General features: G+C 52.5%; 24 protein-coding genes and 1 pseudogene. 10 read left to right on the top strand and 15 right to left on the bottom strand.

Annotation, left to right across the window (positions count from 1 at the left end; translation table 11 throughout):
• Window positions 1–4 precede the first annotated feature (4 nt).
• Window positions 5–1,939, bottom strand: coding sequence for a protein kinase YeaG (gene yeaG / locus ACG1VR_RS14115; RefSeq protein WP_016535957.1), 1,935 nt, complete (start codon window positions 1,937–1,939; stop codon window positions 5–7).
• 425 nt (window positions 1,940–2,364) lie between these two features.
• Between yeaG and ACG1VR_RS14110 the strand changes: the two genes are divergently transcribed.
• Entirely contained in the window at window positions 2,365–3,111 is a 747-nt protein-coding gene (locus ACG1VR_RS14110; RefSeq protein WP_016535958.1) for a MipA/OmpV family protein, read from the top strand.
• Between the two features lie 210 nt (window positions 3,112–3,321).
• Here ACG1VR_RS14110 and ACG1VR_RS14105 read toward each other — a convergent pair.
• The 5 genes and pseudogenes from ACG1VR_RS14105 to ACG1VR_RS14085 all read right to left on the bottom strand — a co-directional run.
• Window positions 3,322–3,477 (bottom strand): annotated as a pseudogene (locus ACG1VR_RS14105) (DUF4760 domain-containing protein); the annotation flags it as partial.
• A 235-nt stretch (window positions 3,478–3,712) separates the two neighbouring features.
• Window positions 3,713–4,594 carry a BRCT domain-containing protein gene (locus ACG1VR_RS14100; protein WP_395489116.1) on the bottom strand — a complete coding sequence of 294 codons (882 nt, stop codon included), beginning with the start codon at window positions 4,592–4,594 and terminating at the stop codon, window positions 3,713–3,715.
• A gap of 104 nt (window positions 4,595–4,698) precedes the next feature.
• On the bottom strand, window positions 4,699–4,995 hold the full coding sequence (locus ACG1VR_RS14095; protein ID WP_395489115.1) for a helix-turn-helix domain-containing protein: 297 nt from the start codon (window positions 4,993–4,995) through the stop codon (window positions 4,699–4,701).
• 589 nt (window positions 4,996–5,584) lie between these two features.
• Entirely contained in the window at window positions 5,585–7,501 is a 1,917-nt protein-coding gene (locus tag ACG1VR_RS14090) for a hypothetical protein (protein ID WP_395489114.1), read from the bottom strand.
• 30 nt (window positions 7,502–7,531) lie between these two features.
• On the bottom strand, window positions 7,532–8,461 hold the full coding sequence (locus ACG1VR_RS14085; RefSeq protein ID WP_395489113.1) for a haloacid dehalogenase-like hydrolase: 930 nt from the start codon (window positions 8,459–8,461) through the stop codon (window positions 7,532–7,534).
• Window positions 8,462–8,666: 205 nt separating this feature from the next.
• Between ACG1VR_RS14085 and ACG1VR_RS14080 the strand changes: the two genes are divergently transcribed.
• Window positions 8,667–9,413 (top strand): GntR family transcriptional regulator, encoded by a 747-nt coding sequence (locus ACG1VR_RS14080; RefSeq protein WP_395489112.1) that lies wholly within the window; start codon window positions 8,667–8,669, stop codon window positions 9,411–9,413.
• Window positions 9,414–9,469: 56 nt separating this feature from the next.
• Here ACG1VR_RS14080 and ACG1VR_RS14075 read toward each other — a convergent pair whose 3' ends face one another.
• Both ACG1VR_RS14075 and gapA read right to left on the bottom strand, forming a co-directional pair.
• Complete coding sequence (locus tag ACG1VR_RS14075) at window positions 9,470–10,360, bottom strand: D-hexose-6-phosphate mutarotase (protein ID WP_395489111.1); 891 nt, start codon at window positions 10,358–10,360, stop codon at window positions 9,470–9,472.
• Window positions 10,361–10,497: 137 nt separating this feature from the next.
• Window positions 10,498–11,493 (bottom strand): glyceraldehyde-3-phosphate dehydrogenase, encoded by a 996-nt coding sequence (gene gapA / locus ACG1VR_RS14070; protein ID WP_016535960.1) that lies wholly within the window; start codon window positions 11,491–11,493, stop codon window positions 10,498–10,500.
• A gap of 343 nt (window positions 11,494–11,836) precedes the next feature.
• Here gapA and msrB point away from each other — a divergent pair, with 343 nt between their 5' ends.
• Window positions 11,837–12,250 carry a peptide-methionine (R)-S-oxide reductase MsrB gene (msrB, locus tag ACG1VR_RS14065; protein WP_016535961.1) on the top strand — a complete coding sequence of 138 codons (414 nt, stop codon included), beginning with the start codon at window positions 11,837–11,839 and terminating at the stop codon, window positions 12,248–12,250.
• 39 nt (window positions 12,251–12,289) lie between these two features.
• A complete protein-coding gene (locus ACG1VR_RS14060) occupies window positions 12,290–12,571 on the top strand; it encodes a YeaC family protein (RefSeq protein ID WP_016535962.1) in 282 nt (93 codons plus the stop codon).
• Window positions 12,572–12,617: 46 nt separating this feature from the next.
• On the opposite strand, the gene ACG1VR_RS14055 is transcribed toward ACG1VR_RS14060, so the two are convergent.
• The 4 genes from ACG1VR_RS14055 to sppA form a co-directional block, all read right to left on the bottom strand.
• Window positions 12,618–13,892, bottom strand: a complete 1,275-nt coding sequence (locus ACG1VR_RS14055; RefSeq protein ID WP_395489110.1) for a glycoside hydrolase family 18 protein — start codon at window positions 13,890–13,892, stop codon at window positions 12,618–12,620.
• 222 nt (window positions 13,893–14,114) lie between these two features.
• Complete coding sequence (pncA, locus tag ACG1VR_RS14050; protein ID WP_172570238.1) at window positions 14,115–14,750, bottom strand: bifunctional nicotinamidase/pyrazinamidase; 636 nt, start codon at window positions 14,748–14,750, stop codon at window positions 14,115–14,117.
• A 9-nt stretch (window positions 14,751–14,759) separates the two neighbouring features.
• Window positions 14,760–15,776, bottom strand: coding sequence for an asparaginase (ansA, locus tag ACG1VR_RS14045; RefSeq protein ID WP_395489109.1), 1,017 nt, complete (start codon window positions 15,774–15,776; stop codon window positions 14,760–14,762).
• Between the two features lie 97 nt (window positions 15,777–15,873).
• Window positions 15,874–17,724, bottom strand: a complete 1,851-nt coding sequence (gene sppA / locus ACG1VR_RS14040) for a signal peptide peptidase SppA (protein WP_016535966.1) — start codon at window positions 17,722–17,724, stop codon at window positions 15,874–15,876.
• A gap of 234 nt (window positions 17,725–17,958) precedes the next feature.
• On the opposite strand from sppA, the gene ACG1VR_RS14035 reads away from it, so the two are divergent.
• Complete coding sequence (locus ACG1VR_RS14035) at window positions 17,959–18,510, top strand: NAD(P)H nitroreductase (protein WP_395489108.1); 552 nt, start codon at window positions 17,959–17,961, stop codon at window positions 18,508–18,510.
• Between the two features lie 56 nt (window positions 18,511–18,566).
• Here ACG1VR_RS14035 and phoC read toward each other — a convergent pair whose 3' ends face one another.
• Window positions 18,567–19,310, bottom strand: a complete 744-nt coding sequence (gene phoC / locus ACG1VR_RS14030; protein WP_016535968.1) for an acid phosphatase PhoC — start codon at window positions 19,308–19,310, stop codon at window positions 18,567–18,569.
• A 229-nt stretch (window positions 19,311–19,539) separates the two neighbouring features.
• Here phoC and selD point away from each other — a divergent pair, with 229 nt between their 5' ends.
• Genes selD through ACG1VR_RS14015 form a run of 3 tightly spaced genes read left to right on the top strand, consistent with a single transcriptional unit; the run spans window position 19,540 to window position 22,781 of the window.
• Window positions 19,540–20,580 (top strand): selenide, water dikinase SelD, encoded by a 1,041-nt coding sequence (gene selD / locus ACG1VR_RS14025; RefSeq protein WP_395489107.1) that lies wholly within the window; start codon window positions 19,540–19,542, stop codon window positions 20,578–20,580.
• Window positions 20,581–20,584: 4 nt separating this feature from the next.
• Window positions 20,585–22,579: a DNA topoisomerase III gene (locus ACG1VR_RS14020; protein WP_016535970.1), complete on the top strand. Its 1,995-nt coding sequence runs from the start codon at window positions 20,585–20,587 to the stop codon at window positions 22,577–22,579.
• Window positions 22,536–22,781, top strand: coding sequence for a DUF1496 domain-containing protein (locus tag ACG1VR_RS14015; RefSeq protein WP_227317665.1), 246 nt, complete (start codon window positions 22,536–22,538; stop codon window positions 22,779–22,781). Before ACG1VR_RS14020 ends, ACG1VR_RS14015 begins: the two co-directional genes overlap by 44 nt.
• Here ACG1VR_RS14015 and ACG1VR_RS14010 read toward each other — a convergent pair.
• On the bottom strand, window positions 22,747–23,157 hold the full coding sequence (locus ACG1VR_RS14010) for a pyrimidine (deoxy)nucleoside triphosphate diphosphatase (RefSeq protein WP_395489106.1): 411 nt from the start codon (window positions 23,155–23,157) through the stop codon (window positions 22,747–22,749). The two genes, ACG1VR_RS14015 and ACG1VR_RS14010, sit on opposite strands and share 35 nt — an antisense overlap.
• A 70-nt stretch (window positions 23,158–23,227) precedes the next feature.
• On the opposite strand from ACG1VR_RS14010, the gene ACG1VR_RS14005 reads away from it, so the two are divergent.
• Both ACG1VR_RS14005 and ACG1VR_RS14000 read left to right on the top strand, forming a co-directional pair.
• Window positions 23,228–23,794: a carboxymuconolactone decarboxylase family protein gene (locus ACG1VR_RS14005; RefSeq protein WP_016535972.1), complete on the top strand. Its 567-nt coding sequence runs from the start codon at window positions 23,228–23,230 to the stop codon at window positions 23,792–23,794.
• Complete coding sequence (locus ACG1VR_RS14000; RefSeq protein ID WP_395489105.1) at window positions 23,795–24,421, top strand: CDP-alcohol phosphatidyltransferase family protein; 627 nt, start codon at window positions 23,795–23,797, stop codon at window positions 24,419–24,421.
• Between the two features lie 569 nt (window positions 24,422–24,990).
• Here ACG1VR_RS14000 and ACG1VR_RS13995 read toward each other — a convergent pair.
• The gene (locus ACG1VR_RS13995; RefSeq protein WP_395489104.1) at window positions 24,991–26,280 is read right to left on the bottom strand and encodes a sulfurtransferase; all 1,290 of its coding nucleotides are present in this window, start codon (window positions 26,278–26,280) and stop codon (window positions 24,991–24,993) included.
• Window positions 26,281–26,326: the final 46 nt, after the last annotated feature.

Raw genomic sequence — 26,326 nt, 5'->3', positions numbered from 1 at the left:
TCCCTTAAGAAGACTTACGCACCCGCAGATACCATTCGCACAGCAGGCGAACCTGCTTGCGGGTGTAGCCTTTCTCCATCATACGGTCGACAAAATCATCGTGTTTTTTCTGCTCGTCGGTGGAGGTTTTGGCATTGAACGAGATAACGGGCAGCAGCTCTTCGGTGTTCGAGAACATTTTCTTCTCGATAACCGTACGCAGCTTCTCGTAGCTGGTCCAGTTCGGGTTACGACCATTATTATTGGCACGGGCGCGCAGCACGAAGTTCACGATTTCATTACGGAAATCTTTCGGGTTGCTTATCCCGGCCGGTTTCTCAATTTTCTCAAGTTCCGCGTTCAGGGCTTCACGGTCAAACAGCTGGCCGGTGTCCGGGTCGCGGTATTCCTGATCCTGGATCCAGAAGTCGGCGTAGGTCACATAACGGTCAAAAATGTTCTGCCCATATTCCGAGTAGGATTCGAGATACGCGGTCTGGATCTCTTTGCCGATAAACTCAGCATATTTCGGGATCAGGTAGCCTTTCAGGTACTCGAGGTATTTCTCGGACTGATCCTGAGGGAACTGTTCGCGTTCGATCTGCTGCTCCAGCACGTAGAACAGATGCACCGGGTTGGCCGCCACTTCAACGTGGTCGAAGTTGAACACGCGGGAGAGAATTTTAAAGGCGAAGCGGGTGGAGAGCCCGTTCATCCCTTCGTCCACGCCTGCGTAGTCGCGGTATTCCTGGTAGGACTTGGCTTTCGGGTCGGTGTCTTTCAGGCTTTCACCATCGTAGACGCGCATTTTTGAGTAGATGCTTGAGTTTTCCGGCTCTTTCAGGCGCGACAGGATAGAGAAGCGGGACAGCGTTTCCAGCGTGCCTGGAGCGCAAGGCGCATGGGACAGCTCGCTGTGGTTAAGCAGCTTCTCGTAGATTTTGATCTCTTCCGAGATGCGCAGGCAATAAGGCACCTTGACGATGTATACACGGTCAAGGAAGGCTTCGTTATTCTTGTTGTTGCGGAAAGTCACCCATTCCGACTCGTTGGAGTGCGCCAGGATTATCCCGTTGAACGGCAGGGCGGAGATACCCTCGGTGCCGTTGTAGTTTCCTTCCTGAGTGGCGGTCAACAGCGGGTGCAGCACCTTAATGGGCGCTTTGAACATCTCGACGAATTCCATAATCCCCTGGTTGGCACGGCACAGTGCGCCCGAATAGCCGTAGGCATCAGGGTCGTTTTGCGCATGGTGCTCCAGCTTACGGATATCAACTTTACCGACCAGGGCGGAGATATCCTGGTTGTTCTCATCGCCCGGCTCGGTTTTGGCAATAGCGATTTGGGCAAGAATAGAAGGCCAGACTTTCACCACGCGGAATTTGGTGATGTCGCCGCCGAATTCGTTAAGGCGTTTTGCCACCCACGGCGACATAATCGTGCCGAGGTAGCGGTTAGGGATACCGTACTCTTTTTCCAGAATATTGGCATCTTCCTGCGGATTGAACAGGCAAAGAGGATGGTCGTTCACCGGGCTGCGTTCGCCGTTGGCGCTCAGCACATAAATCGGTACGCGCTGCATAAGCGCTTTCAGGCGTTCCGCCAGCGATGATTTACCGCCGCCCACCGGCCCCAGCAGATAGAGGATCTGTTTCTTCTCTTCCAGGCCCTGGGCCGCATGTTTCAGATAGGCAACAATCTGTTCGATGGCTTCTTCCATGCCATAAAATTCTTCAAAAGCAGGATAGCGGGCAACCACCCGGTTCGAAAAGAGACGGGACAGCCGTGGCTCTGTGGCAGTATCCACCATCACTGGCTCACCAATGGCCGTCAATAGCCGTTCTGCCGCGTTGGCATAGGCACTGCGATCTTGTTTACAGATAGCAAGAAATTCCTGCAGTGTGAACTCTTCGTCCTTGGCAGCTTCATAACGCTGGCGATAGTGATCGAATATATTCATGGCATGCCGTCCTTTCGTTTTTTAGCACAGGTTAAAGAGCCGTTGGAATGTGTAGTAGAGGCTCCCCGGAAGACGTCTGCTTAAGTTACAGCAACCCTTATGCCAGGTTGATGACGGGCATCAGCGCTGCTTTCCTGGTCGTTCGTCTCCCTAAAATAAAGCGTAGATGGCATTTGCAAAACTTGCATACGGCCGAAACTCAATTTCAATGACATATCAATAACTCATCATAAAAATTTCGCTTTTGAGATAAGCGAGGGAAACACCGTTCACGCCGCTGCCATAAATATGAAAACCTCCCGTCATCGAGTTACGGGATGTTTATGGGTTGGTTAAAGGTTGAGATTAAGTAAATTATTTGGGATGAGAGCCAAGGGCGGTTAAACTTCTTCGGCTGATTATTTGATTAAAGGACTGAAAGGATTGTGACCAATTTCAAACTTCTCGCATTAGGCGTGCTGCTTGCTTCTTCCGTTACCGCGGCTCACGCTGAAGGGCCGTGGTCCGTTGGTGCTGGTGCTCTGGTATCGCCAAACCCTTATAAAGGTGATCAGAACCGCGTTTATCCGGCTCCTTTGTTTGGCTATGAAGGGGAAAACTTCTACTTCCGTGGCTTCAACGCGGGTTACTACCTGTGGAATGACGAAGCGGACAAGCTTTCCGTTACCGCGTACTATTCGCCGCTGCATTTCAGGCCGAAAGACAGCAACTACGACAGCATGCGCGCCCTGGACTACCGCCATTCAACCGTGATGGCCGGTCTTTCCTGGGTGCATAACACCGATTACGGGTTCCTGCGTACCGTGCTTGCCGGGGACATCCTCGACAACAGCAACGGGATCACCTGGGATACCGCCTGGCTGTATCGCTACAATGCTGACCGCTTAACTCTGACTCCTGGAGTGGGTGTGACGTGGGACAGTAAGAAACAGAACGATTACTACTATGGCGTAAGCGGCAAGGAATCTGCCCGCAGCGGCCTGAATGAGTACGACGCGGGCAACAGCTGGTCGCCGTATGTTGAGCTTTCGGTTAACTACAAGCTGACCGACGACTGGAACATCTTCGGCATGGGGCGTTATGTGCGCCTGTCTAAAGAAGTGACCGACAGCCCAATGGTTAACAGCAACTGGACCGGCGTTCTGCTGACCGGGGTTAACTACAGCTTCTAATTGGTGCAACTAACGCACTAAAACGGGGCGATTACGCCCCGTTTTAATATCAGTGAAAAAGTAAATCGCATCAGAATCAATCGTTTACACTTGCGGCGAAACCAACCAAAACCCCTCTAAATCAATCCTGCGTGGTTAAAATGTGGATTAGTATTTTTTCTTTTGTGGTCATTCTACGGCAAGTCTTGTCGTCCCATTTATTCGCAGGGATTATTTATTGCTCTTCGGCGGTTTGCCCTTCCAGCGTTTATGTAGCCACTCAAATTCCTGATAAGTGAGAGTGTTACAAAGCTTTTCTCGCAGTGCTTTGATTAATGGTTCCGCTATTTCGTAAGTATCCAATACGGTGGTGTAGGATGTCACCTTTCAGAGTGTTGCCGCATCGCTCCCACAACAGGGTTATCCGGTCACTAAGTGCTCTGCGATGCCTGGGTTTATCAAGCCATTCTTTATTGTGAAGGGTGGCAATAGCCCAGCGTTTATATTGCTGAGCTTCTGCTTTGGTAGTGAATTTTTTGCGGATACGCTTTGTTGTACGCCCTTGCGGGCGCACATCCACCATACAGCCATCCGAACCTAACAATTTTATTGCCATCGCCAGCTAGATCATGAAGCTTTGCCATTGCTCTTCACTGATGATTTTTAAAGGAATATTTTTATTATCTCTATAATCAACAGCCTTCTCGATCTTCCTTCCATGACTCTGGTACATCCAGTCTTTAGCACTCAAGGTGCCAACAATTAGATAATCAATTTTCATGGTTACGCTATCGCATACTTTTGCGCCTGCGGCTTCAATATCGGCTTTGCATTTGCTTCGTTTACCATGAAGAAAGTCACCAGTAAGGCATACAACAGAACCGTTCAAATCAAGTGAATCCACGGCATCTATAGGCAATCGCGTTGACATACCATCAACAACACCATTAGTTAAATCACATCCAGTAAAAGCAATTAATCCTTCTTTCAATGATTCTCGTTCTTCGGGAGTAATGACTCCGTCTTTAAGAATTTCAGAAACGAGCTGATATAACTCTTTACCGGGATAATTGTTTTTTAAGACTCCGTTACTTGTAAGCCACCAATTGAGATATTTAATTTCTTCATCAAGCAACTGATGATCTGCAAGCATACCTTTGCAAAGACCTTCTAGCAGGTGGCGATCTGCCTCATCTGAGTAAAGATCCAGGCTGGGAGTATCAATAAGTTGTTTTTGAATTTTAAGAAGGTCAGCTTTAAAAAACTTGAGTTCAGTTTCAGTTACCACGCCATCCGCAAGGATATCCGCTGCTCTGTTACGTATGGCGCGGACACAATAATTGCGGCTTATTACGTCGGCCTCCATGAGCCATGTATCAAGGAAAAGCACTTCGTTTTGAGTGATCTTTCCATCACTTAAAATCCCATCAATTAAGCTGATCAGATTTGTTAAAAGCTTGTCTTTTTTACGAACATAATTGAACTTGCTGTATTTAGTTTCCATACCTAGTCTCATTTAAATTTCAATTAAAACAGTCTTCTATACTCACATATACCTTTCAAAGTATAAACCGCTATAATACCGGATCTTTGAGATTTTATAGGCAGTTAACCAACCTTCTGGTCTTTTGGAGAAATAGATGTTTTGTTTTGCCCATCAGGGGATATAGCCGGGAATATCTGCCCGGAATCTGGCGCAATCTGATCGGTCATGAGCCAGAGGGCATATTTTGTAAATCCTGGGGACTGAGTATATTTAGTGAGCGTATCGCTTGCGATGGTTGCGCTTCGACCAGTTTCATAACGTTTCATCGTAGGCACTGGAATCCCTGTGATTTCAGCAAGCTCCTCGCGCGTTAACCCTTCAGCTTCACTTATCCCGCGTAATTTTTCTCCACCCGTCATTGTCAGGATTCTCCAAAGCATCCTAATATTCACTCAAAGGTTCCTTAAAGAATCCTATCAAAACCAATCTAAATCGATCGTAAGGATAGCCCATGAAGACAACGCGGAAAAGTACCATAGAAAATGCTGTGTCTTCAAAGGTGCGTAAAATCACAGAAATACCTGTTTGCGGTACAAAAGAATGTGAAATTATGACGCTGGCCTTCGTGGATATACGATTATCCCGGCGTGGCTGCCGTTGATGAGTGGTTACGGCGTAACATGGTCGTGTCACTGTTGAGCTTGGTGCTTTGCAACGAGGCCATGTACTTATGGTGCATCATAGATCTCTTGGTGGATGCTGGTTTTTTATCTGGAAGATACTATGGCAATGCGCGCCCTTACTTCCGTACAATAACATTGGAGAGAATCAGTTAAGTTTGGTTTTATAGTAGCCTCTGGCAAGCCCCGAATTATTCATGAGCCATTCGTGGCTAATAAATATTTTATTGAATATTAATGTCTTAAGCGATTCATTGTGGGGCACTTAAGCCCCTTTTATAGGTTTAAAGCCCAATCGGTAATAATAAAATATGCAATATCAATTAGGTCAGAAGCCGGTAGTCATATAGTGACCAAACGATTTATTTAAAGCATTTATCTTATCTAAAGATGGAGGGAATGTTTTTTGGGTCATAAGTTTCTTAACTTCATAAAATAATGGAAGTTTATTAACTTTCTCCTCGCTTGACATGTCGATAAGGGCCATGATCGTATTATTATCGCTGAACAAGAAGTTAATTTCTTCGGCACTATTAAATATTATTGCAGGCTTTTCATTTTTTTTTTTTTTGAATAAGATCTCTATAGGGAATGCTATTTCATCCATAGCAAGGTAAGTTGTGAGCTGGAAATATAATTTAAGGTAATGCCGAGTGGCCTTCATATCCTGGTCGTTGTACATTTTACGTTGGATATTACGGAGAGCTGATATTTCCTCATCCATTTCTTTATTGTGGAATAATATGTCGTACGTTTGTTTGACGTAACTTTCGGAGGCGCTGATGGCGTTCATTAATTTTCCTGAGCCTGACATTATCCCATTGTTTTTTATGTTATTACGTTCGATAAGTTCATCAATTTTCCCTCCATGCTCCAGCTTTTCTCCTAAGTTCAAGCGTAATATGTAATCAGGGAAATTTAGTTGTAGAGTATTGGCAATAGTCTCCTGTTCATTATGATTCTCTATCGGTAAAATTAAAAGATTAGATTGAGTGCCACTTTCTCTATGCAGGTATACGAACTCACCGCTGGTACCAGCTCCGGCCGTTGTAATACCATCGGCATCCGCTAAATAAGCCAGATGCATCGAATTATAGCCGGGGACGGCATTTTTACCACAAAAAATAAATGCTTTATTAAGATAATGACAGTTTTTGGCAGCTAACTGTTTGCAGATATGCTCTGCAACAATATTGGTTTTTTTATGAGCGTACACGTAAACGATCTTTTCAATATCATCAGGTGTATTAACATTATCTCCTTTTAATACACAGCCATTAATAACATCATGAGGTAGTTCATTCACAAGTTTAGCTATTGGGAAAATAACTTTGTTTATTGTTGCTTTTCTGTTGGTTAATGTTGATTTTTCGTCAATGCCGAGTGTTGTCGCCATTGTTAATACATCAATTAAAGTGTTTTTCCCACCAAGTGCTATATGAGAGATATTAGCTTCACGGGCATCCAGGACTTTTGTCAGAATAGCATTAGCCAGTGATAAATTTGAATCATCATCATTCTTTTTCAGTAAAAGAGAATGATTCTGCTGATCAACCCGCTGCACATTAGGAATGTCATACAGATGAGCTGCTTTTTGTAGACCCGGATCCATATCTGACAAGATCCATATGTTTTTTTTGCTATGGCCACTAATGTGAATTATGTTTTCAAAAAGGTTGGTGGCTGAAATTCTGGGTAAAATTTCAAGGTCGTCATCTTTGGCGTAATGTCTTATCTCATTTTTATGAGGTAAGTGATGCTGTGGGAAGTAATTCTTTAAAAATAAGTTTTTGCCAAATTGTTTTTTATCACGTAACGGATGTAATGCGATGCGTTTCAGAATTTTAGGGTCGTTAGAGGAACCTGTTTTTTCATCCAGATACCCATATACCGGCTTATCCGATTCAGTAACTTTGACTTGTACCCCCGCAGATACAAGTCTATTTGCTATGTTTTTTAGTAAAGCGGGTCTTGCTGTACTTTCCCAACGTGGAGGTATATGAAAATATACTTGGCTGCCAACAGGTAACGATCCTTGGTTGAGGGCGTACTCGACGACATTCAATATACGGGTCGTATGCCCTCCGCCAGTAGGTGAATAGCCAACTATTAAGATTTTAACATTATCGTTGCTGACGTTTTTAACCTCCAGTAGAGGAGAATTTTCAATTATTGATTTATTTTCCCATTCCACTTTATTTTGCGGTTTTAGTGAGTCCATTTCTCTGGCGTATGCACTAATCACAGTAATTCTCCCTGTTCAGTGAGAAATTTATTATCGATTAATTGACCGCGCAATACGGGTATAGGTATGCCTTACCCCGCGAATCACGACACTGTAAGCCTGAATATTTTCCGGCAATGCCATTCCCATATACCCCGTGTCACCAATATGGTGCAGGTCTGCTCCTGCCATTTTGCTCATTAACGCTATCTGGCGGATGGTATAGAGGTCTGCGCCTTCCTGAGAAGTACCTATGGCCGTCATCGCCAGGACGCCATGATGATGAGCAGCCTCAATAAGTGATGCTACGCGTTGCTGGCTCATACCGGGTATTGTTCCCGGTGCAGGAAGTAAAACAATATCGGCCCCCTGAGAGGCGAACCAGATAACATCCTCTTCACTCACAAGCTTACTTCCGCTTTCCCCAACAACGCCTGCACCGTGCATTTTCCCGGCGATAATGATAGCCCGGTCACCAACGGCATCGCGAATATCCGCGATAGCCGTTCCCAGCGCGTGATTGCTGACACCATTATTGGGGTTACCGGTCAGCACCAGGATCTTCGCGCCCATAGCGACTAACTTACGTGCGTTTTCTGCTGTTGCGGCACGTCCCGATTTCATTTTCCAGATATCGTCATGGGCGATGGCAAATTTGGGGTCAACAGCTTCCAGATTCACACCAATAACACGCCCTGTCAGGTGCTGTAGTGCATGTAGCATTTGCTGTGGTTCAATATCAGCAGGGAGTCCCTGGATTTGAGGGTTTTCGCTATCAAACATGTTAATCAATAAGATATCTGCCCCTTGTGAGGCAGCCAGTTCAGCATTGGTAACATTGTTCAGTAAGGGCTGGGCGATTGCGATGGTTTCGCTAACCATCACCCGGCCTTCACTCGCGCGGATGGCATACAGAAGATCTGCCTTATTCATCGATACAAAATCGGAAGCACAGCAGTCCAGCAAGCGTTTTTTCGTCATTGGTAGTGCCCTTTAGTGTGTGTACCATTTGTGTACCACTCGAACCCTAACAAACATTCGATACCGATCCCTACCGGAGGAAAGCTATTTTGTGACTCACCTGGCCTTATTAATTCATTCCTGGTACTTTTGGCGGATAGCGGGATTTTACGGCGTGATAATTTCCCCATAATGCTGAACCAGCGAGAACAGAATCAGAGGCGCAATGAAGATAGCCCCGTCAGCCCTATTTCAACTTGATGCTTCCAGTGCTATGCCTTTGTATATGCAACTGGTTAGCTCCATAAAATTCGCAATTGCGGAAGGGGACTTACATGCTGGCGATGTTCTGCCATCAGAGCGGACTCTGGTAGAGACGTTGAACATTGCGCGTGGGACGATTCGTAAAGCCTTACAGCAGCTACTTGATGAAGGTATTCTTTTACGCAATCAAGGTGTGGGGACGTTTATTGCGCCGCATATACGCCAGTCGCTACCGCTGCTGGAAAGCTTTAGTGAAATGGCTGCGGCCAGCGGAGGCATCGCGCAAAGCGAGGTGGTGGGATATCTGCGGCGGCTCCCGACGACAGAAGAATATCGTGTCCTGCAACTGGCTGAAGATAAAGACCATGTCGTTGAGCTGACTCGATTGAGAAAGATCAATGGTATCGCTGTCTCCCTTCAGATGTCTATTTTACCGGCATATTTGCTGGATGATGTAAGTGACCTGGGTGAGTCTTTGTATTTATATCTGGAGAAAAAAGGGGTACAGGTATTACGGGCTAGCCAGCGCTTTAGCGCCACCAGCATGGATAGCCAACTAGCAAGCTATCTCGGTACGGATGAGCATGAGCCCATTCTACTGGTTACCAGAACAGGCTTTACGCATAACGATTTGCCTGTTGAATATACCCGGACCTGGTGTTTGAACGATTATTACGATTTCACGATTGAGCTACATCGCAAAAAATAATAAGAGGGCGCTTTCGGCTCAGGAATAACGTCGAGGGAAAGCGCCCAGTACATGGTTTAGCCTTTCTTCGCCACGCTGATGGTCTGGCTCAGGCGAGTCGGTTTTTCCGCAGCGGCTTTCTGCTTTTTAGAAGCACAGGCCGTTTCCACACAGACGAAGGTTTTGTAGCCGTCGTCCGGCATATCGCCCATTGAAACGGAGAGCGCCGGGCCAGGGTTCCAGCCGACGACGTTATAGTGATGGTGGTGAACCACGTTCAGGGTGCGCTTCAGGCTGCTTGCGTCGTGGATAACGCTGCACTCTTCCGGCTCCAGGTAGAGGCGGTCGGTACGGTCAGGGAAGGTCTGCACGCCGTCGGTCAGTTGACCTGCGGTTTCGTTCAGCACTTTATCAATATATGGATTACCCAGCCCGCTGACTTTCACATCGGCAATGTCGCCCACGTTGAAGTAGGTATGCAGGGCGGAGGTGGTTTCGAATTCGCCGTGGGCTTCCAGCTCAATTTCGCAGGTTTTACCCAGCTTAAAGCGCGCGTACAGCGTGAATTCGTGCGGCCATAGCTTCAGCGTTTCTTCGTTATGATGCAGTTCAAAAGTCAGCACCACGCCGTTGGCGTCTTCATTATGGGCGCTGAGCGTCCAGGGTAGATTGCGGGCAAAACCGTGTGCCTGAAGGCCTGCTTGCTCAGCCGGGCCAAACCACGGCCAGCAGATAGGCACGCCGCCGCGCAGGGCTTTACCTTTATGGAACGGGGTAATGTCGCTCAGCCACAACACTTCGTCTTCACCGGCAGGCTGCCAGGAAAGCAGGTGTGCACCCTGAAGCGCAAAAGAGGCGCTAACCTGAGGGTGGTCAACGACGATGACGTCGAGCTGATCCTGCTTGCGCAAAGAGAGGGCGGGGCTAATTTGTTCAACAACCGGAAGGGCAAAAATTTTAGTAATCATTGGCTCAACCTTATTATTTCCCGGTGCACGTTCGGGTTAAGGCCAGCTGCGGCGTTAACCGAAAGGTGGGCGAGGGTGGAAGCAATAAAAAAGGGCGACATGCGTCGCCCTTTAAAGGATTAATTACTCATCTCAACTTATTTGGAGATGTGAGCAATCAGGTCCAGTACTTTGTTTGAGTAGCCAGTTTCGTTGTCGTACCAGGAAACCAGTTTCACAAAGTTGTCGTTCAGTGCGATACCAGCTTTAGCATCGAACACGGAAGTGCAGATTTCGCCGTTGAAGTCGGTAGAAACTACGTCATCTTCGGTGTAGCCCAGAACACCTTTCATGGTGGTTTCTGAAGCAGTTTTGATTGCTGCTTTGATCTGCTCGTAAGTTGCTGGTTTTTCCAGACGAACGGTCAGGTCAACAACGGATACGTTAGGAGTAGGAACGCGGAACGCCATACCGGTAATTTTACCGTTCAGTTCTGGCAGTACAACGCCTACCGCTTTAGCAGCACCGGTAGAAGAAGGGATGATGTTCTGAGCTGCGCCGCGGCCGCCGCGCCAGTCTTTGTGAGACGGGCCATCAACGGTTTTCTGAGTTGCGGTGGTAGCGTGAACGGTGGTCATCAGGCCTTCAACGATACCGAAGTTGTCGTTGATAACTTTAGCCAGTGGTGCCAGGCAGTTGGTGGTGCAGGATGCGTTGGAAACGATGTCCTGGCCAGCATATTTTTCAAAGTTAGCGCCTTTAACGAACATTGGCGTTTTGTCTTTGGAAGGACCAGTCAGAACCACTTTTTTCGCGCCAGCAGCGATGTGCTTACGAGCGGTTTCATCAGTCAGGAACAGACCAGTTGCTTCTGCAACAACGTCAACGTTCACTTCGTTCCACTTCAGGTTAGCCGGGTCACGTTCTGCGGTAACACGGATAGTTTTACCGTTAACAACCAGGTGGCCGTCTTTAACTTCTACAGTACCGTTGAAACGACCGTGAGTTGAGTCGTACTTCAGCATGTAAGCCATATAGTCAGCGTCTAACAGGTCGTTGATTGCAACGATTTCGATGTCAGAACGTTCCTGTGCAGCACGGAAAACGATACGGCCGATACGGCCAAAACCGTTGATACCTACTTTGATAGTCATATATTCCACCAGCTATTTGTTAGTGAATAAAAGGTTGGCTGTAAAATTACAAAAACCTTACGCAGCGTCAAGCGGAATCGTGTCAATCATTGCGACAAATCAATCCTGTGGACATGCTTTGTACGACTGAACGCCTCACACTTCCTTTTGGGCTAAAGTCCAAATGGGGACGATGCGGGGGATTTTAAACGCCAATTCCAACAAAAATGTGATTCACGTCACGTTTTGTGCCGTGCCAGAATTTCAGGGCTAAGTTTAGAACAAAAACCAGCACGGTGTTGTTAATTTTTTGTTAGAATAGCGCCGTGAGCTGTCCCAATTGAACTGACCGAGATGTACACCTATGTCTAATCAATTACCCCCTGATTCAAATAAGAAAAACCTCAGCGAAATGCAGTATTACGTGACCCAGAAGCACGGCACTGAACCCCCATACTCCGGGCGGTTACTGCATAATAAGCGCGACGGGATTTATCACTGCCTGGTCTGCGATGCGCCGCTGTTTCTTTCAGAGAGCAAATATGACTCCGGCTGCGGCTGGCCCAGCTTCTATGAGCCGGTGGACCCGGACGCCATCCGCTACCTGACCGATAACTCCCACGGTATGGAGCGCGTTGAGATCCGCTGCGGCAGCTGCGATGCGCACCTGGGGCACGTCTTCCCGGACGGCCCGCAGCCTACCGGCGAACGCTATTGCGTGAACTCCGCGTCCATGAGCTTTACCGACGGGCAAAACGGCGAGCAGGTTGACGGTTGAAGAATCGATTCAGCTAATTATTCCTCTGTGGGGTGAAAAATGAGCAATCTGGATGATATGTTGAGCGTGATGACGCCGGAAATTTACCAGCGTCTGGCGACGGCGGTAGAGCTGGGTAAGTGGCCCGACGGCGTGGCATTAACCCAGGAGCAGAAGGACAACAGCCTGCAACTGGTGATGCTGTGGCAGGCGCGCCACAATACCGAGGCGCAGCATATGACCATCGACACCAGCGGCCAGATGGTGATGAAGAGCAAGCAGCAGCTGAAAGCGGATTTCGGCATTGAGCCTGCTCCGTTTGTCACCATGAAGCTGCAATAAGCAAAAAGGGAGGCACCGGCCTCCCTTTCTTTTTCCCGGTTAAAAGTTACTTCGCGTGCTTAATGCCCAGCGATTCGGCGAGCTGCTTCGCCAGCTGGTTGTTATCATCCGCGCCGTACTCCCAGAACATCGCCCCGCCAAGACCTTTCTCTTTGATGTACTCGGCTTTGATTTTCACCGAGCGCGGATTTTCATAAGAAATCGCAAACAGCGGTTTGCCTTCAGCAGACTTCAGCGTCAGGTATGGCACCTTCGCGTCGTCATCCCACTCTTCGGTAAAGCGCTTCTGCGGATCGTTCAGCATCTTCTTCACCAGATCGTTGTATTTAACGTAGGTGTCTTTCGTCAGATCCACGCCCAGGGCGGTTTTGAACAACTCCAGCTCGCGTTCGCCAAAGTAAGGCTGGGTCACCGGATTTTTCTGTGCATCCGGTTTTGACCAGTCAATACCCGGTTCGACGGCACGCTTAGGCACGCGGCCATAGAAGCCAATGCCGAGGTTCATTTGCTGCGGCTTCAGCCCGGCTGCCAGATAGTTATTAACCACGAAGTCCGCGCTGTACTTATCAGCCTCGGCAACGGTTGGCCACTTTTTCGAGTCGTAAAGGTTGGAGTTGAAATACTGCGTGCCGTACGCCATGTCGTAGGTCATCAGGTTGATGTAGTCCAGCAGGGGGGCGATAGCTTTCACATCCACCCAGCTTTTTGGGCTTTCGGCATTTGCGCCAACGGCAATAGTTACCAGCTTTTTATCGCCCACCGCGTGGCGCAGCTCTTTGAGCAGGGCGGTGAAGTTGTCCCTGTCTGCATCCAGCTTATCGACCAGCCCCCAGGCACCGTTCACCGGGAACTCCCAGTCGAGGTCGATACCGTCCAGGCCGTAGCGGTCCATCACTTCCTGAACAGAGCGGATAAACACCGCGCGGTTTTCCGCAGAGGCGGCTGCTCCGGAGAAGCCGCGAGCGCCCCAGCCGCCAACGGAAAGCAGGACTTTCAGCTGCGGATTCTGCTTACGCAACACCGGGAGTTTTTCCAGGTCGGCAATGACTTTAGGCGAGAGATAAATCTGGTGCAGTTTTGACGCGTCTTTTTGCGCTTCGTTCGTTTCGCCTTTCTCGTCGTTATAAATCAGGCCAAAGGAGTAGTTAAGGTGGGTAATCTGGCGTACGTCGAGCTTATTGATATCGCCGCCAGGCCCGGCGGTTACGTCGCCGCCGCCGTTAAAGTAACCCACGGAAAGCAATGATTCAGCTTGCGCAACGCCGCTAAAGGCTAACGACACCGCGGCCACAATGGGCAACAGTTTACGTGTGAATGGCATAATGATTCCTCTTTGACGGGTACAACATAAAAGCTTCCCGGCCACGCAGAGCACTGACGAAAACGGCGGAAAGCGAAATCAGCTAAACTGCTGAATAAATTCATTGATTGTGATTATGAGAGCGCTCCCAGGATAGGGCGAGCAAAAAAAGCTTAGATTGTGAGCGGAATCGCTACAAGAATGCGGGGCGGTGGATCGCCCCTGGAATTATTGGCGGGTGGATTACTGGCAGGTAAAGTCTGCGAGGGTCATTAACGTTGCGCCGGCAACCGCCATATCCTGGAACGCGAACAGGCTGTCCTGCGGCTGTATATTCACGCCACGGCAGCCGTCGGTAATGACCGTGACCTCGTAGCCCAGCTCCAGCGCATCCAGCACGGTAAACTTCACGCAGTAGTCTGTTGCCAGACCGAGGACAATAAGCTCCGCGATGCCGTGCTCACGCAGCCATTCGTCCAGCCCGGTTTTCTGCCGATGGCCGTTATCGAAGAAGGCGCTGTAGCTGTCAATCGCCGGGTTTTCACCTTTATGCACGATTTTGTCGATAGCTGAAGCGTTCAGCAGCGGATGCAGCCGGGCGCCTTCGCTGTTTTGTACGCAGTGATCGGGCCACCAGGTTTGTGCCAGCCCGTCCAGCTTGCCCTGGCCGTAAGGCTCCACATTTTGAACGCTGGCAAAACTGCCGTGGTTTGCCGGGTGCCAGTCCTGGGTTGCAACAACGCTTTCACCGCGCGCCTTAGCCAGCTCGATTAACTGGTTCGCGATGTCGATAGTGCTGTCGCCCTCGGGGACGGCAAGCGAGCCTCCGGCGCAAAAATCATTCTGTAAATCAACCAACAATAAAGCGCGCTGCTTCATGGCAACTCCTTATTCGTCCGGCGTTAACTCGCCGCGCAGGTTCAGAGGCATGGCCTCGCGGATCGCCTGTGCGTCCAGCCCCTGGCTCAGCAAATAGTGCAGCTTGGTCAGGGTGGCTTCAACCGTCATGTCTGAACCGCCAATAACGCCTGCCTGCGCCAGCGCGTTGCCGGTGGCATAGCCGCCCATATTGACTTTGCCGGACATGCACTGCGTGAGGTTAACCACCACGATACCGCGCGCGCTGGCCTCCTGTAACTCTTTAATAAACGCCCCCTGCTGCGGAGCGTTGCCCACGCCGTATGAACGCAGGATCAGCGCTTTTACCGGCTGGCGCAGGAAATTGCCCACTACATCGGCGGAAATTCCCGGGTAGATGGTGACCACGCCAATGGGCTGAGGGGTTATCGGATGAACAATCAGCTCGCCTTCACCGCCCGGCGCAGGCGGCGTATTCAACTTACGGATGTGGATCCCGGCTTCCAGCAGCGGGGCAAGGTTAGGCGAAGCAAATGCGTCGAAGCCATCGGCATGCGCTTTGGTGGTGCGGTTTCCGCGGTAAAGACGGTTGTTGAAGAACAGCGTCACTTCGTTAATCGGGTAGTTCGCCGCCACATAGAGTGAGTTCAGCAGGTTGATCTGCCCGTCGGATCGCAGCTCGGCCAGCGGAATTTGCGACCCGGTAACGATAACCGGCTTGCCGAGGTTTTCCAGCATGAAGGAGAGCGCCGAGGCGGTGAACGCCATGGTGTCCGTGCCGTGCAGGATAACGAAGCCGTCGTATTCGTCGTAATGGGCTTTGATATCGTCGGCAATGTGCTGCCAGTCTTCGGGCGTCATGTCCGAAGAGTCCATCAGCGGGTTGTATTCGTGAATGGTGAAGTCAGGCATTTCCGGACGATGGAATTCGGGCATCATCGCCAGCTGGCGTTGTAGATGGCCGGAAACGGGGATATAGCCGTGTTCAGAACGCTGCATACCGATAGTACCGCCGGTGTAGGCAACGTAGATGGATTTCTTTTGCATGGGGTAGCTCAACGCTTTCGATATTTGCGGCAGAGTATAGAGAGGATGGCGGAAAAAAAAAGCCCGGTGTAACCGGGCTTTGCTTCATTTAAGTAAATTAACGCACATCGCCACAGGTAAGGCAGAAGGCGTAACGGTTTTGCGGGTCGTTCATGGTGCCGAACTTATCATTCTGGGCTTTTATCGCCAGCGCGGCATCAGCCAGTGGAGCAGGCAGGTAAGCCTGAATCGCCTGCGGCAGCGCCGCACGAACTGAACCGGTCATGGCGTTAAACACCATATCGGTAAAGGTTGCGTCATCCTGCCAGAAGGCGAGGTGCCAGGTCTTCAGTTTCGCCAGCTCCGCAGCTTTGGCAACCGCATCGTCAAAGTCACCCAGGCTGTCCACCAGACCGTTGGCTTTGGCGTCTTCCCCGGTCCAGACGTGGCCCTGGGCAATCTGGTCGATTTGCTCCGGGGTCTTGCCGCGTGAAGCCGCCACCAGGCCGATAAAGCGCTTATAGCCGTTTTCAATACTCAACTGCATCATCTGCTGAACTTCAGGTGGCAGTTTTTTGGTAACCGCCACGTCGGCCAGCGGTGAAGTTGAAACGCCGTCGGTATGCACGCCAATGGAATCCAGCGTGTTTTCTACGGTGTTAATCACGCCGAAGATGCCGATGGAGCCGGTCAGGGTGGTTGGGTTGGCGATGATGTAGTTCGCAGGCGTGGAGATCCAGTAGCCGCCGGAGGCCGCCATGCCGCCCATCGAAACGACAATCGGTTTACCGGCATCGCGCGCGGCAACCAGCTCTTCACGGATGGTTTCAGAAGCGGTAACGCTGCCGCCAGGGCTGTTAACCCGGAAGACAATCGCTTTTACTTTCGGGTCAAGACGCGCTTCGCGAATTTGCATCGCCGTGGTGTCGCCGCCGACCTGGCCCGGCGTTTCTTCCCCGTCCATGATTGCGCCGTTGGCAAAGATAACCGCAATGGCCTCACCTTGCTCAACCGGTTTCTTCACGTTGTAGTCGTAGATGCTGGTGTAGCTAAAGTCTTTGTTGGCCTTGCTCCAGCCGAACTGCTTGACCAGCGCCTTATCAACTACCGCGCTGCTCGCAAGCTCGTCTACCAGTTTGTTATCCAGCGCGTATTTTGCAGTGTCGCCGCCCAGCTTTTGCAGGCTGTCCAGCAGCGCCTGAGCGCCAGGGAACACCTGCTGAGCAGTTATCTGGCGGTTAGCCGCTACGGTATTCAGGTAGTTTTGCCACAGTTCGCCAATCCAGCGGCCGTCCGCATCGCGGGCAGCAGGGGACATATCGTCGCGAAGGTACGGTTCAACTGCGGATTTATAGGTGCCGACGCGGAATACGTGCGTGGAAACCTTCAGCTTGTCGAGCAGCGTTTTGTAATACAGCGCGTTGGTGGCAAAGCCGTGCAGGTCAACCGTGCCTTGCGGTGAGAGCCAGATTTTATTGGCAAAGCTTGCCAGGTAATATTGGCTCTGGTTATAGCTGTCGCCCATCGCATATACCGGCTTGCCGCCGTCGCGGAATTCGCGCAGCGCTTTACCGATGTACTGCATGGAAGGCTGATCGGCTCCGGCAAAATCTTTCAGATCGAGCACGATCCCGGTGATATTGCGGTCATCTTTTGCCTGGCGGATCGCATCGACGATGTCGAACAGCGAGTTTTCCTGTAGCCGGTCTGAACTGGCACCCACCAGCTGGCGACCAATGACGCCCAGCTTGTTGCTGACCGAAGGCTTATCGACCACGACGCCGGTGATGTCCAGCAGCAGCGCGCCGCGGGAAGGCTCCGTCGGCGTGCTTTTTACCTGCATCCAGACGCCGACTCCAACCAGAATCAGCAGGATGAGGAACAAGTTGAGAATAAATTCCCGAATAAAGTTAAGCAGACGCCAGGTCCACTTAAAAAAGCCGCTAATAAATCGCCCAATGGTGCGCATGTATTCTCCATAACCTTCAATAGGGGGATTGACCCGCACGCCGCAATCACTCTGGCTAACGCGGCGAAAGTAAAGGCTATCCTAAAGAGAGGGCGGGGAAATGTCAGCAGGAAATCGGGGTTGCGCTGTAACAAAAACTACGGCTGTGTTAATTTTGTGAATGAAAATCATTTAACAGGCTGGTGACAAGCTTTGCACTTTGCCAGCCATTTCATGCAACTAAGGGGCTTTTAAATGGATGCACTTGAACTCTTGATTAACCGCCGCAGCGCGTCCCGCCTGGCAGAACCTGCCCCTGCCGGAGAAGTGCTGGATAATATCCTGCGGGCCGGTATGCGCGCCCCGGACCACGGCACGCTGCAACCGTGGCGGTTTATCGTGATTGAAGGCGAGGGGCGCGAGCGCTTCAGCCAGCTCTTAGAGAAAGCGGCGATTGCCGAAGGCATGGATGAGAAGGGCGTAGAGAAAGCGCGTACCTCTCCGTTCCGCGCGCCGCAAATTATCGCCGTGGTCGCCCACTGCGATGCTAATCATAAAGTGCCGGTCTGGGAGCAGGTGGTTTCTGCGGGCTGTGCGGTAATGGCGATGCAGATGGCGGCGGTAGCTCAGGGCTTTAACGGCATCTGGCGGAGCGGCATCTGGACCGAAAACGACACGATCCGCGAGGCTTTTGGCGGCCGCGAGCAGGACAAAGTGGTCGGCTTCCTTTACCTCGGCACCCCGCAGCTAAAAGCGTCTACTACCATTAGCGTGCCGGATACTTCCGCCTTCGTTTCCCGCTTCTGAACCTCATCATTTGTTAACCCTGCCGGGCCGTTTCCGACGCCCGGCAGGTGACTCTCTTACTGTTTCTGGTGCTTAGCGAACTCGTCTTTGGCTTTCTGCAATTGCTGCTGGAAGGCCGGGTTAGTGTGCAGGGTTGCCACAACCGCAGAGCCGACCACGCGCGCGGCGTCGATGTCGCTCTGCCAGTGGTAGCCGCAAATTACGCGGCTCTGGCCGAGTTCGAACCCACGCTTGAGGATGTCGTTCTGGCGCTGCGGGTTAACTTCCGCCAGCACCAGCGCGGTGGCCCAGCCGATGGACGTGTGGCCTGAAGGGTAGGAGCCGTTTTTCGACAGCTTATCCTGCTCTTTGGTGTTGCAGGTCGGCACGCCGTAGAAGGCGAACGGACGAATGCGCATGTACTTCTCTTTGGCTCCGCGCGTCGCCAGGTCACCGGCATCTTCAATCATATTGGTCAGCAGCTTGTGCAGTTCAGGCGAATCTTTCTCGGTAATCGGTGAGCCAAAAGCGCCGGAGAAGGCGTTAGCCACGCCGCCGCCGCTGAGGTTGGCATCTTCTTCCGCCAGCTTACCGCGCTCGGTGGAACGCAGCAGTCGGCCTTTCTCGTACATCGCCTGGTCATTTAAAAAGGCGATGCTGCCGATTTCCGGCGGCGGAGGTAACAGCGCCAGGCTGTCGATGGCTTGGGCGTTTGTCAGGTAATAGAGGTCAGGTTTGGTTGTGGCGTCGTTCCCGGCAAGGGCAAAGGCGGCTGAGGAAAATAAACCGGCAATACAAAAAGCAATTACGCGTTTTTTCATTCTTATTCCTTACTTGCGTTAACAGTCCAGAGAAGTGCCTCCCGGTTGTAACATTTCCGTCATAATTAAGTAAAAGCGGGCGTCGCCAAAATGTGGCGCAGGTTCACAAAACCGCTGGTTTGCCTGCATAGTGAGCAACGGGACGCGAATTAAGATAGACAGACTTACTCCCGGGGCGTTTGAGCGCTACCATATCAGGTACAGAATTTGGCAAAGAAAGGAGATGTTCATGAAGCAAATCGTTCGTTTGACCCAGTACAGCCACGGCGCAGGATGCGGCTGCAAAATTTCCCCGAAAGTCTTAGAAACAATTTTGCACAGCGAGCAGGCGAAGTTTGCCGATCCTAATCTGCTGGTGGGCAATGAAACCCGTGACGACGCGGCGGTTTACGACCTGGGCAACGGTACCGGCATCATCAGCACTACCGACTTCTTCATGCCGATTGTTGACGATCCTTTCGACTTTGGCCGCATCGCGGCGACCAACGCCATCAGCGATATTTACGCGATGGGCGGTAAGCCTATCATGGCGATTGCTATCCTCGGCTGGCCGATCAATACCCTGGCGCCGGAAATTGCCCGCGAGGTCATTGAGGGCGGGCGCTTTGTCTGCCAGCAGGCCGGGATTTCACTGGCGGGCGGCCACTCAATCGACGCGCCTGAACCTATTTTTGGCCTGGCGGTCACCGGCGTGGTGCCGACCGAACGAGTAAAGAAAAACAGCTCCGCCGAAGCAGGCTGCAAATTGTTCCTCACCAAACCGCTTGGTATTGGCGTGCTGACCACAGCCGAGAAAAAATCATTATTGCTGCCTGAGCATCAGGGACTGGCGGCGGAAACCATGTGCCAGTTGAACAAGGTCGGCACCGAGTTTGCCGATATTGCGGGCGTCACCGCGATGACCGATGTCACCGGGTTTGGCCTGCTTGGCCACCTGAGCGAGATGTGCCAGGGCGCGGGCGTCCAGGCGGATGTCTGGTTTGAGTGCGTGCCTAAACTGCCGGGCGTTGAAAGCTACATCGAACAGGGCTGCGTGCCCGGCGGCACTTCGCGTAATTTTGCAAGCTACGGCCAGCTGGTTGGCGACATGCCGGAAGCGTGGCGCAACCTGCTGTGCGACCCGCAAACCTCCGGCGGCCTGCTGCTGGCGGTGCGCCCTGACGCAGAGGCCGATGTTTTTGCCGTCGCGGAGCGCAACGGAATCAAACTCAGCCCTATCGGGGAGCTTAAAGATGCCCGTGCAGGCCGCCCAATGATTGAGATCCGTTAATTTCATGCGGCTGTTTATTGCGGAAAAACCGAGCCTGGCGCGTGCCATTGCAGACGTGCTGCCTAAGCCGCATCGTCGCGGCGATGGGTTTATCGAATGCGGCAACGGCCAGGTGGTGACCTGGTGCATCGGCCACCTGCTGGAGCAGGCGCAGCCGGACGCATACGACGGGCGCTACGCCCGCTGGAACCTGGCAGATTTACCCATCGTGCCTGAAAAATGGCAGCTTCAGCCGCGCCCCTCGGTGACAAAACAGCTTAATGCCATAAAAAAGCTGCTGGCTCAGGCGACCGAAGTGGTTCACGCGGGTGACCCGGACAGGGAAGGGCAACTGCTGGTGGACGAGGTGCTGGACTATTTACAACTGTCCCCGGAAAAGCGCCAGCAGGTGCAGCGCTGCCTGATTAACGACCTTAACCCGTCGGCGGTGGAGCGGGCGATTTCCCGCCTGCGTGCCAACAGCGAATTCATTCCTCTCTGCGTCTCGGCGCTTGCCCGAGCCCGAGCCGACTGGCTGTATGGCATCAATATGACCCGCGCTTATACCATTCTTGGCCGCAATGCGGGCTACCAGGGCGTGCTCTCCGTTGGCCGGGTGCAAACGCCGGTGCTCGGGCTTGTGGTGCGCCGCGACGAAGAGATTGAGAACTTCGTCGCCAAAGATTATTTCGAAGTGAAGGCCCATATCGTCACTCCTGCGGACGAGCGCTTTGTCGCCACCTGGCAGCCGAGCGAATCGTGCGAGCCGCATCAGGATGAAGAGGGCCGTCTGCTTAACCGCAAGCTGGCGGAGCATGTTGTGGCGCGTATTAACGGCCATCCGGCGCTGGTTACCGCCTATAACGATAAACGGGAATCAGAAATTGCGCCGCTGCCGTTCTCGCTCTCCAGCCTGCAAATTGAGGCGGCGAAGCGGTTTGGCCTCAGCGCGCAAAACGTGCTCGATATCTGCCAGAAGCTCTACGAAACCCACAAGTTAATTACCTATCCGCGTTCCGACAGCCGCTATCTGCCCGAAGAGCATTTCGCCGGCCGCCACGCGGTATTAAACGCCATCAGCGTGCATCAGCCCGATTTGCTGCCGCAGCCTGCGGTAGATGCAGACCTGCGCAATCGCTGCTGGGACGACAAAAAAGTCGATGCCCACCACGCCATTATTCCGACCGCGCGCAGCAGTTCAATCTCGCTAAATGAAAATGAAGCTAAAGTTTATGGTCTGATCGCCCGTCAGTACTTAATGCAGTTCTGCCCCGACGCGGTGTTCCGCAAATGCACCATCGACCTGGATATCGCCGGGGGCAAGTTTATTGCCAAAGCGCGTTTCCTGGCGGAAGCGGGCTGGCGTGCGCTGCTGGGTAACAAAGAGCGCGATGAGGAAAACGACGGTACGCCGCTGCCGGTGGTGGCAAAGGGCGACGAATTGCTGTGCGAGCACGGCGAAGTGGTCGAGCGGCAAACTCAGCCGCCCCGGCACTTTACCGACGCCACGCTGCTCTCGGCGATGACCGGGATCGCGCGGTTCGTGCAGGACAAAGATCTTAAAAAGATCCTGCGAGCGACGGACGGCCTGGGTACAGAAGCGACCCGAGCCGGGATAATCGAACTGTTGTTTAAGCGCGCTTTCCTGGTGAAAAAAGGGCGCTATATTCATTCTACGGAGCCAGGCAGAGCGCTTATCCATTCGCTGCCTGAATTAGCCGCAAGGCCGGATATGACGGCGCACTGGGAGTCAACGCTGACGCAAATCAGCGAGAAGCAGTGCCGCTATCAGGACTTTATGCAGCCGCTGGTGCAGACGTTGTACGAGCTTATCCACCAGGCGCGTACCACGCCGGTGCGCCATGCTTTTAAGGGCATCAAAGCCCCGGATGATGGAAAAAAATCGAAACGTTGGGCCAAAAAAGAAGGAAATGATGATGCCAGTAAAAAGCCTGCTCGCCGCCGCCGTGGCGCTAATGATGAGTCTGCCGGTGATGGCGGTTCAGCACCGTCAGCCTGACGTTGACGTGGTGGTGCCCCCGGAAGTGTTTACCAGCAGCAACCAACAGCAGGCCGCGCCCTGCAACCAGTGCTGTATTTACGAAAACAAAAGCTATACCGAAGGGGCGGTGGTGAAAACCGAAGGTATTCTGCTCCAGTGCCAGCGCGATGAAAAAGTGCTGGGGACTAATCCGCTGGTCTGGCACCGCGTGAAGCCATAAACGCTTTCAGCAGGGGAATATCCGCCGGGGCGAGGGCATAGTTCAGCGCTTCCGGCGGCTCGCACCAGACCAGGGCGCTGTGGCAGTGGGCGGTTAACTCGCCCTGAAAAGCCGCTACATGCCAGGCGTGCAGATGAATTATCCTGCCCGAAACCTCGCGCCGGTGGCTGGCAACATAATCGCCAATGTTTGCCGCAATGCCCAGCTCCTCCAGCAGTTCACGCGCCAGCGCCTCAGGCTGGGTTTCATCCGCTTCCACTTTGCCGCCCGGAAACTCCCAAAGTCCCGGCTGATCGCCATCTTCAGGGCGGCGAGCCAGCAGAATTTTTCCCTCGCGCTCGATAATAGCCGCGACAACATCAAGGTTTTTTAGCATCAGTGTCCATTCTCCGTGGGGCTGGCGTGGCATAATACCCGCCATCAAAGGTTATCTGAAGAGCTGAAGGATGATGGAAAGCAAACGCGCGGCCTGGATTGCGCCTCTGAAAGTTTTGCCAAAAAGCCTGCGCCCGATTGTGGCTATGCAGGAAAAACATTTTGGCGCACCGCTGAACCCAACCCGCTGGTGGGGAAGGCTGCCGTATTTATTCTGGCTGGTGGCGCTGTTTGTTGGTTTTCTTGAGCGGCGGCGGGCAAAACTCGACCCTGTCACCCGTTCACTGGTGATGACCCGGGTGTCACAGCAGTGCAGTTGCGAATTCTGTATTGATGCCAATAGCCTGAGACTTGCCGAGCGTAGCGGCTCGCTGGACAAAGTGCTGGCGGTGGCGAACTGGCGGGAAGAAACTTGCTTTAGCGAGCAGGAACGCGCCGCGCTGGCCTATGCTGAAGCGGTAACGGCCACGCCTCCGGCAGTAGGAGACGAGCTGAAAGAGACGCTCAAAAAGCATTTCAACGAGCAGGCGCTCACCGAGCTAACCGCGCTGATTGCCTTCCAGAATCTCTCTGCCCGCTTCAATGCCGCGCTGGATATTCCCTCTCAGGGTTTATGCCCAACGAACGGGAAAAAATAGATGTTCGACAGCTACCTGCATCCCCGAATCAAGCCTGTATTAAATCGTATGGCGGGCGTTCTCGATAAGCCTGCGATTACGCCAGATGCCGTTACGCTGGCGGGTTTCGTTATCGGCCTGCTGGCGTTGCCGTTCCTGGCGCTGCACTGGTACGGCGCGGCGCTGGCCGCGATTCTGGTTAACCGCCTGTTTGATGGCCTGGACGGCGCGCTCGCCAGGCGAAGAGGGCTGACCGACGCGGGGGGCTTCCTGGACATCGCACTGGATTTTCTGTTTTACGCCCTGGTGCCGTTTGGTTTTATCCTCGCAGATCCGGCGCAAAATGCGCTGGCGGGTGCATGGCTGCTGTTTGCGTTCATCGGCACCGGCAGCAGCTTCCTCGCCTTTGCCGCGCTGGCGCAAAAACACAACATCGCCAACCCCGGTTACGCCCATAAATCATTTTACTATCTTGGCGGGTTGACCGAAGGCAGCGAAACCATTCTGCTGTTTGTGCTGAGCTGTCTGTTCCCCGGCTGGTTTACCTTACTGGCGTGGGTATTTGGCGCGCTATGCTGGCTGACGACGCTGAACCGCATCTGGAGTGGCTATCGGACGTTGAAGCGGATGGGAGGCCCCTCTTTATAAGGGGGGATCCACAGAGATGCCCTTGTCCCCGGCTTTCAGCGCCCCTGGCTTTGACCCATTTCAGGCGGGGTTGAGCTGCCGTTTATGTAAATCCGAAGATGATTCCGGTCACTTCCAGCACAGCTTCATATGTGGCCACCGAACCGGTGAACGTCTCAGGGGAGTCACCGTCACTCCCCCGAGACCCCGGACTCCCGGCGAGATAAATCGCCGCAAGCGGTAAACCTCCGTTTTATCTCCCAGCCCTGGGTCGGCTGAGATGCGTTCCCGACGCTCACAGCCTCCGCCCGCTCCCGGCGTTCGGACCCTGGTCAGTCGGAGAGAACACGGAGGCGATTTAAGCCGGAACAACGGCCACGCTTCCGTCTCTCAGCCACATTCAAACCCCACGTCGCGTTAAATCTAAAAGCCACGGTCTTGTTCCCGGCGCTGGGGGTTGTCAGGGGGAAAGGCGTAATTTCCCCTGATACGTTCACCGTTCGCGGCAGTGACAGAGATAATCTGCTGTGCGGGTGAACGGAACAACTGCGGGCTGACAGATTTCCCTCTGATAGAGGGTAGAGTGAAGGTTACTCTGGCTTACGTTCCCCGCTAACCACCGGGTTTTTAGGATCGGCGCTCCATTCATACCAGCCGCCGTCGTACAGGCTGACGTTCTTCCAGCCCATTGCCCGGGCATACATCAGCGTTTCCGAGGCGCGCCAGCCGGTGCCGCAGTAGAAGGAAACCTGTTGCTCCGGCGTGATATTCCACTCTTTCCACATCGCCGCTATGTCGCTCCCGGTGCGCATTGTGCCGTCCGGGTTGTGGAAATCTTCCATATGCGTGGAGTCCGAACCCGCGTGGCCCCAGCGTGCGCCGGCGATTTCACCTTTTGGTTTGATGTAGCTGTAGCCGCTGGTGGTGCCGATAAACTCAGGCCAGGAACGAATGCTGACCAGCGAGGCATCTTTGCGGTGTAGCAGGGCTCGGGCCTGTTCCATGTCCAGCACCAGCTGCGGCTGGCCGGGGATGGCGGCCCCGAAATCAGGTGCCGGTTCGACCTTCTCAGGCAGCCCGCGTTCAACCGGTAAATCAGCCGCGCTCCAGGTCGTCCAGCCGCCGTCCAGCAGGCGAACATCTTTCACCCCGGCGTAAAGCATGATCACCGCTACGCGCGCCGCGGCGTAGACATCGCGCCCGTACAAAATCACCGTTGTGTCGTGGCGGATGCCGTGTTTTGCCAGCATCTCTTTGAGTTTCTGGTCAGAAACTTTGTTCCACAGCGGCTCGCTTTCCACCTCTTCGGTATTGATATAGTCCGCGCCCGGAATATGGCTGAGCAGGTATTTCTTCGGCTTGCCCCAGCCCGCTTCTATAACCTTCCAGTCGCCAGCAGGAGCGGCAGTAACCGGCTTTTTATTCTGTAAATCATGGAGCCACTGGGGGTAAACCAGCTGTTCAAAATGTGCCAATTTTTGCAGGCGGGAAGGCTCTTTCAGGCCATCTGCGAGCATCGCAACGTGGCTGAAACCCAGTTTTTCGAGGCGGTTTTTTACCGCCTGAGCGTTATCGCCGTAAAGTGCAATGAGGCCGGTTTTATCCAGCTGATGCTGTTTCACCCACTGCCCGAGCTGCTCATCGTTCATCAGCGTAAGCCAGCTGGCTGAAAGATTGAGCGCGGCCGGTTCATGCCCGCCCGTGCCGTTAAGCGACTGAGGCCAGCCGTTGTAAAACGCGCTCGGGCGCGTATCGATAAGGGTGCCGTTTTCAGCTTTTACGCTGGCGAAGTTAAGGCTGGAAGGCATAGCGGCGGCGAAGGAACATTGTGACAGCCCGGCAAGCAGCAGGGCGGTGGTTAACTGAGAAACACGTTTCATCTAATAACCTGAAGGATAGCAAAAGAGACGCCATTCTATTCACCCC

Source organism: Cedecea davisae (assembly GCF_044095835.1).
In the GTDB taxonomy this organism is placed as follows: domain Bacteria; phylum Pseudomonadota; class Gammaproteobacteria; order Enterobacterales; family Enterobacteriaceae; genus Cedecea; species Cedecea davisae.
This window is presented reverse-complemented; position numbering and strand designations above follow the sequence as displayed.

Excerpts from the sequence above, each read along its gene's own strand:
- ACG1VR_RS14015 (WP_227317665.1), top strand. The coding sequence starts at position 22,536 with ATGATGAGTCTGCCGGTGATGGCGGTTCAGCACCGTCAGCCTGACGTT.
- ansA (WP_395489109.1), bottom strand. The coding sequence starts at position 15,776 with ATGCAAAAGAAATCCATCTACGTTGCCTACACCGGCGGTACTATCGGT.
- ACG1VR_RS14060 (WP_016535962.1), top strand. The coding sequence starts at position 12,290 with ATGAGCAATCTGGATGATATGTTGAGCGTGATGACGCCGGAAATTTAC.
- ACG1VR_RS14075 (WP_395489111.1), bottom strand. The coding sequence starts at position 10,360 with ATGATTACTAAAATTTTTGCCCTTCCGGTTGTTGAACAAATTAGCCCC.
- ACG1VR_RS14095 (WP_395489115.1), bottom strand. The coding sequence starts at position 4,995 with ATGACGGGTGGAGAAAAATTACGCGGGATAAGTGAAGCTGAAGGGTTA.
- msrB (WP_016535961.1), top strand. The coding sequence starts at position 11,837 with ATGTCTAATCAATTACCCCCTGATTCAAATAAGAAAAACCTCAGCGAA.
- ACG1VR_RS14005 (WP_016535972.1), top strand. The coding sequence starts at position 23,228 with ATGATGGAAAGCAAACGCGCGGCCTGGATTGCGCCTCTGAAAGTTTTG.
- ACG1VR_RS14000 (WP_395489105.1), top strand. The coding sequence starts at position 23,795 with ATGTTCGACAGCTACCTGCATCCCCGAATCAAGCCTGTATTAAATCGT.
- ACG1VR_RS14010 (WP_395489106.1), bottom strand. The coding sequence starts at position 23,157 with ATGCTAAAAAACCTTGATGTTGTCGCGGCTATTATCGAGCGCGAGGGA.
- phoC (WP_016535968.1), bottom strand. The coding sequence starts at position 19,310 with ATGAAAAAACGCGTAATTGCTTTTTGTATTGCCGGTTTATTTTCCTCA.
- ACG1VR_RS14055 (WP_395489110.1), bottom strand. The coding sequence starts at position 13,892 with ATGCCATTCACACGTAAACTGTTGCCCATTGTGGCCGCGGTGTCGTTA.
- ACG1VR_RS14100 (WP_395489116.1), bottom strand. The coding sequence starts at position 4,594 with ATGGAAACTAAATACAGCAAGTTCAATTATGTTCGTAAAAAAGACAAG.
- ACG1VR_RS14080 (WP_395489112.1), top strand. The coding sequence starts at position 8,667 with ATGAAGATAGCCCCGTCAGCCCTATTTCAACTTGATGCTTCCAGTGCT.
- ACG1VR_RS14085 (WP_395489113.1), bottom strand. The coding sequence starts at position 8,461 with ATGACGAAAAAACGCTTGCTGGACTGCTGTGCTTCCGATTTTGTATCG.
- ACG1VR_RS13995 (WP_395489104.1), bottom strand. The coding sequence starts at position 26,280 with ATGAAACGTGTTTCTCAGTTAACCACCGCCCTGCTGCTTGCCGGGCTG.
- ACG1VR_RS14020 (WP_016535970.1), top strand. The coding sequence starts at position 20,585 with ATGCGGCTGTTTATTGCGGAAAAACCGAGCCTGGCGCGTGCCATTGCA.
- ACG1VR_RS14035 (WP_395489108.1), top strand. The coding sequence starts at position 17,959 with ATGGATGCACTTGAACTCTTGATTAACCGCCGCAGCGCGTCCCGCCTG.
- pncA (WP_172570238.1), bottom strand. The coding sequence starts at position 14,750 with ATGAAGCAGCGCGCTTTATTGTTGGTTGATTTACAGAATGATTTTTGC.
- yeaG (WP_016535957.1), bottom strand. The coding sequence starts at position 1,939 with ATGAATATATTCGATCACTATCGCCAGCGTTATGAAGCTGCCAAGGAC.
- selD (WP_395489107.1), top strand. The coding sequence starts at position 19,540 with ATGAAGCAAATCGTTCGTTTGACCCAGTACAGCCACGGCGCAGGATGC.
- sppA (WP_016535966.1), bottom strand. The coding sequence starts at position 17,724 with ATGCGCACCATTGGGCGATTTATTAGCGGCTTTTTTAAGTGGACCTGG.
- gapA (WP_016535960.1), bottom strand. The coding sequence starts at position 11,493 with ATGACTATCAAAGTAGGTATCAACGGTTTTGGCCGTATCGGCCGTATC.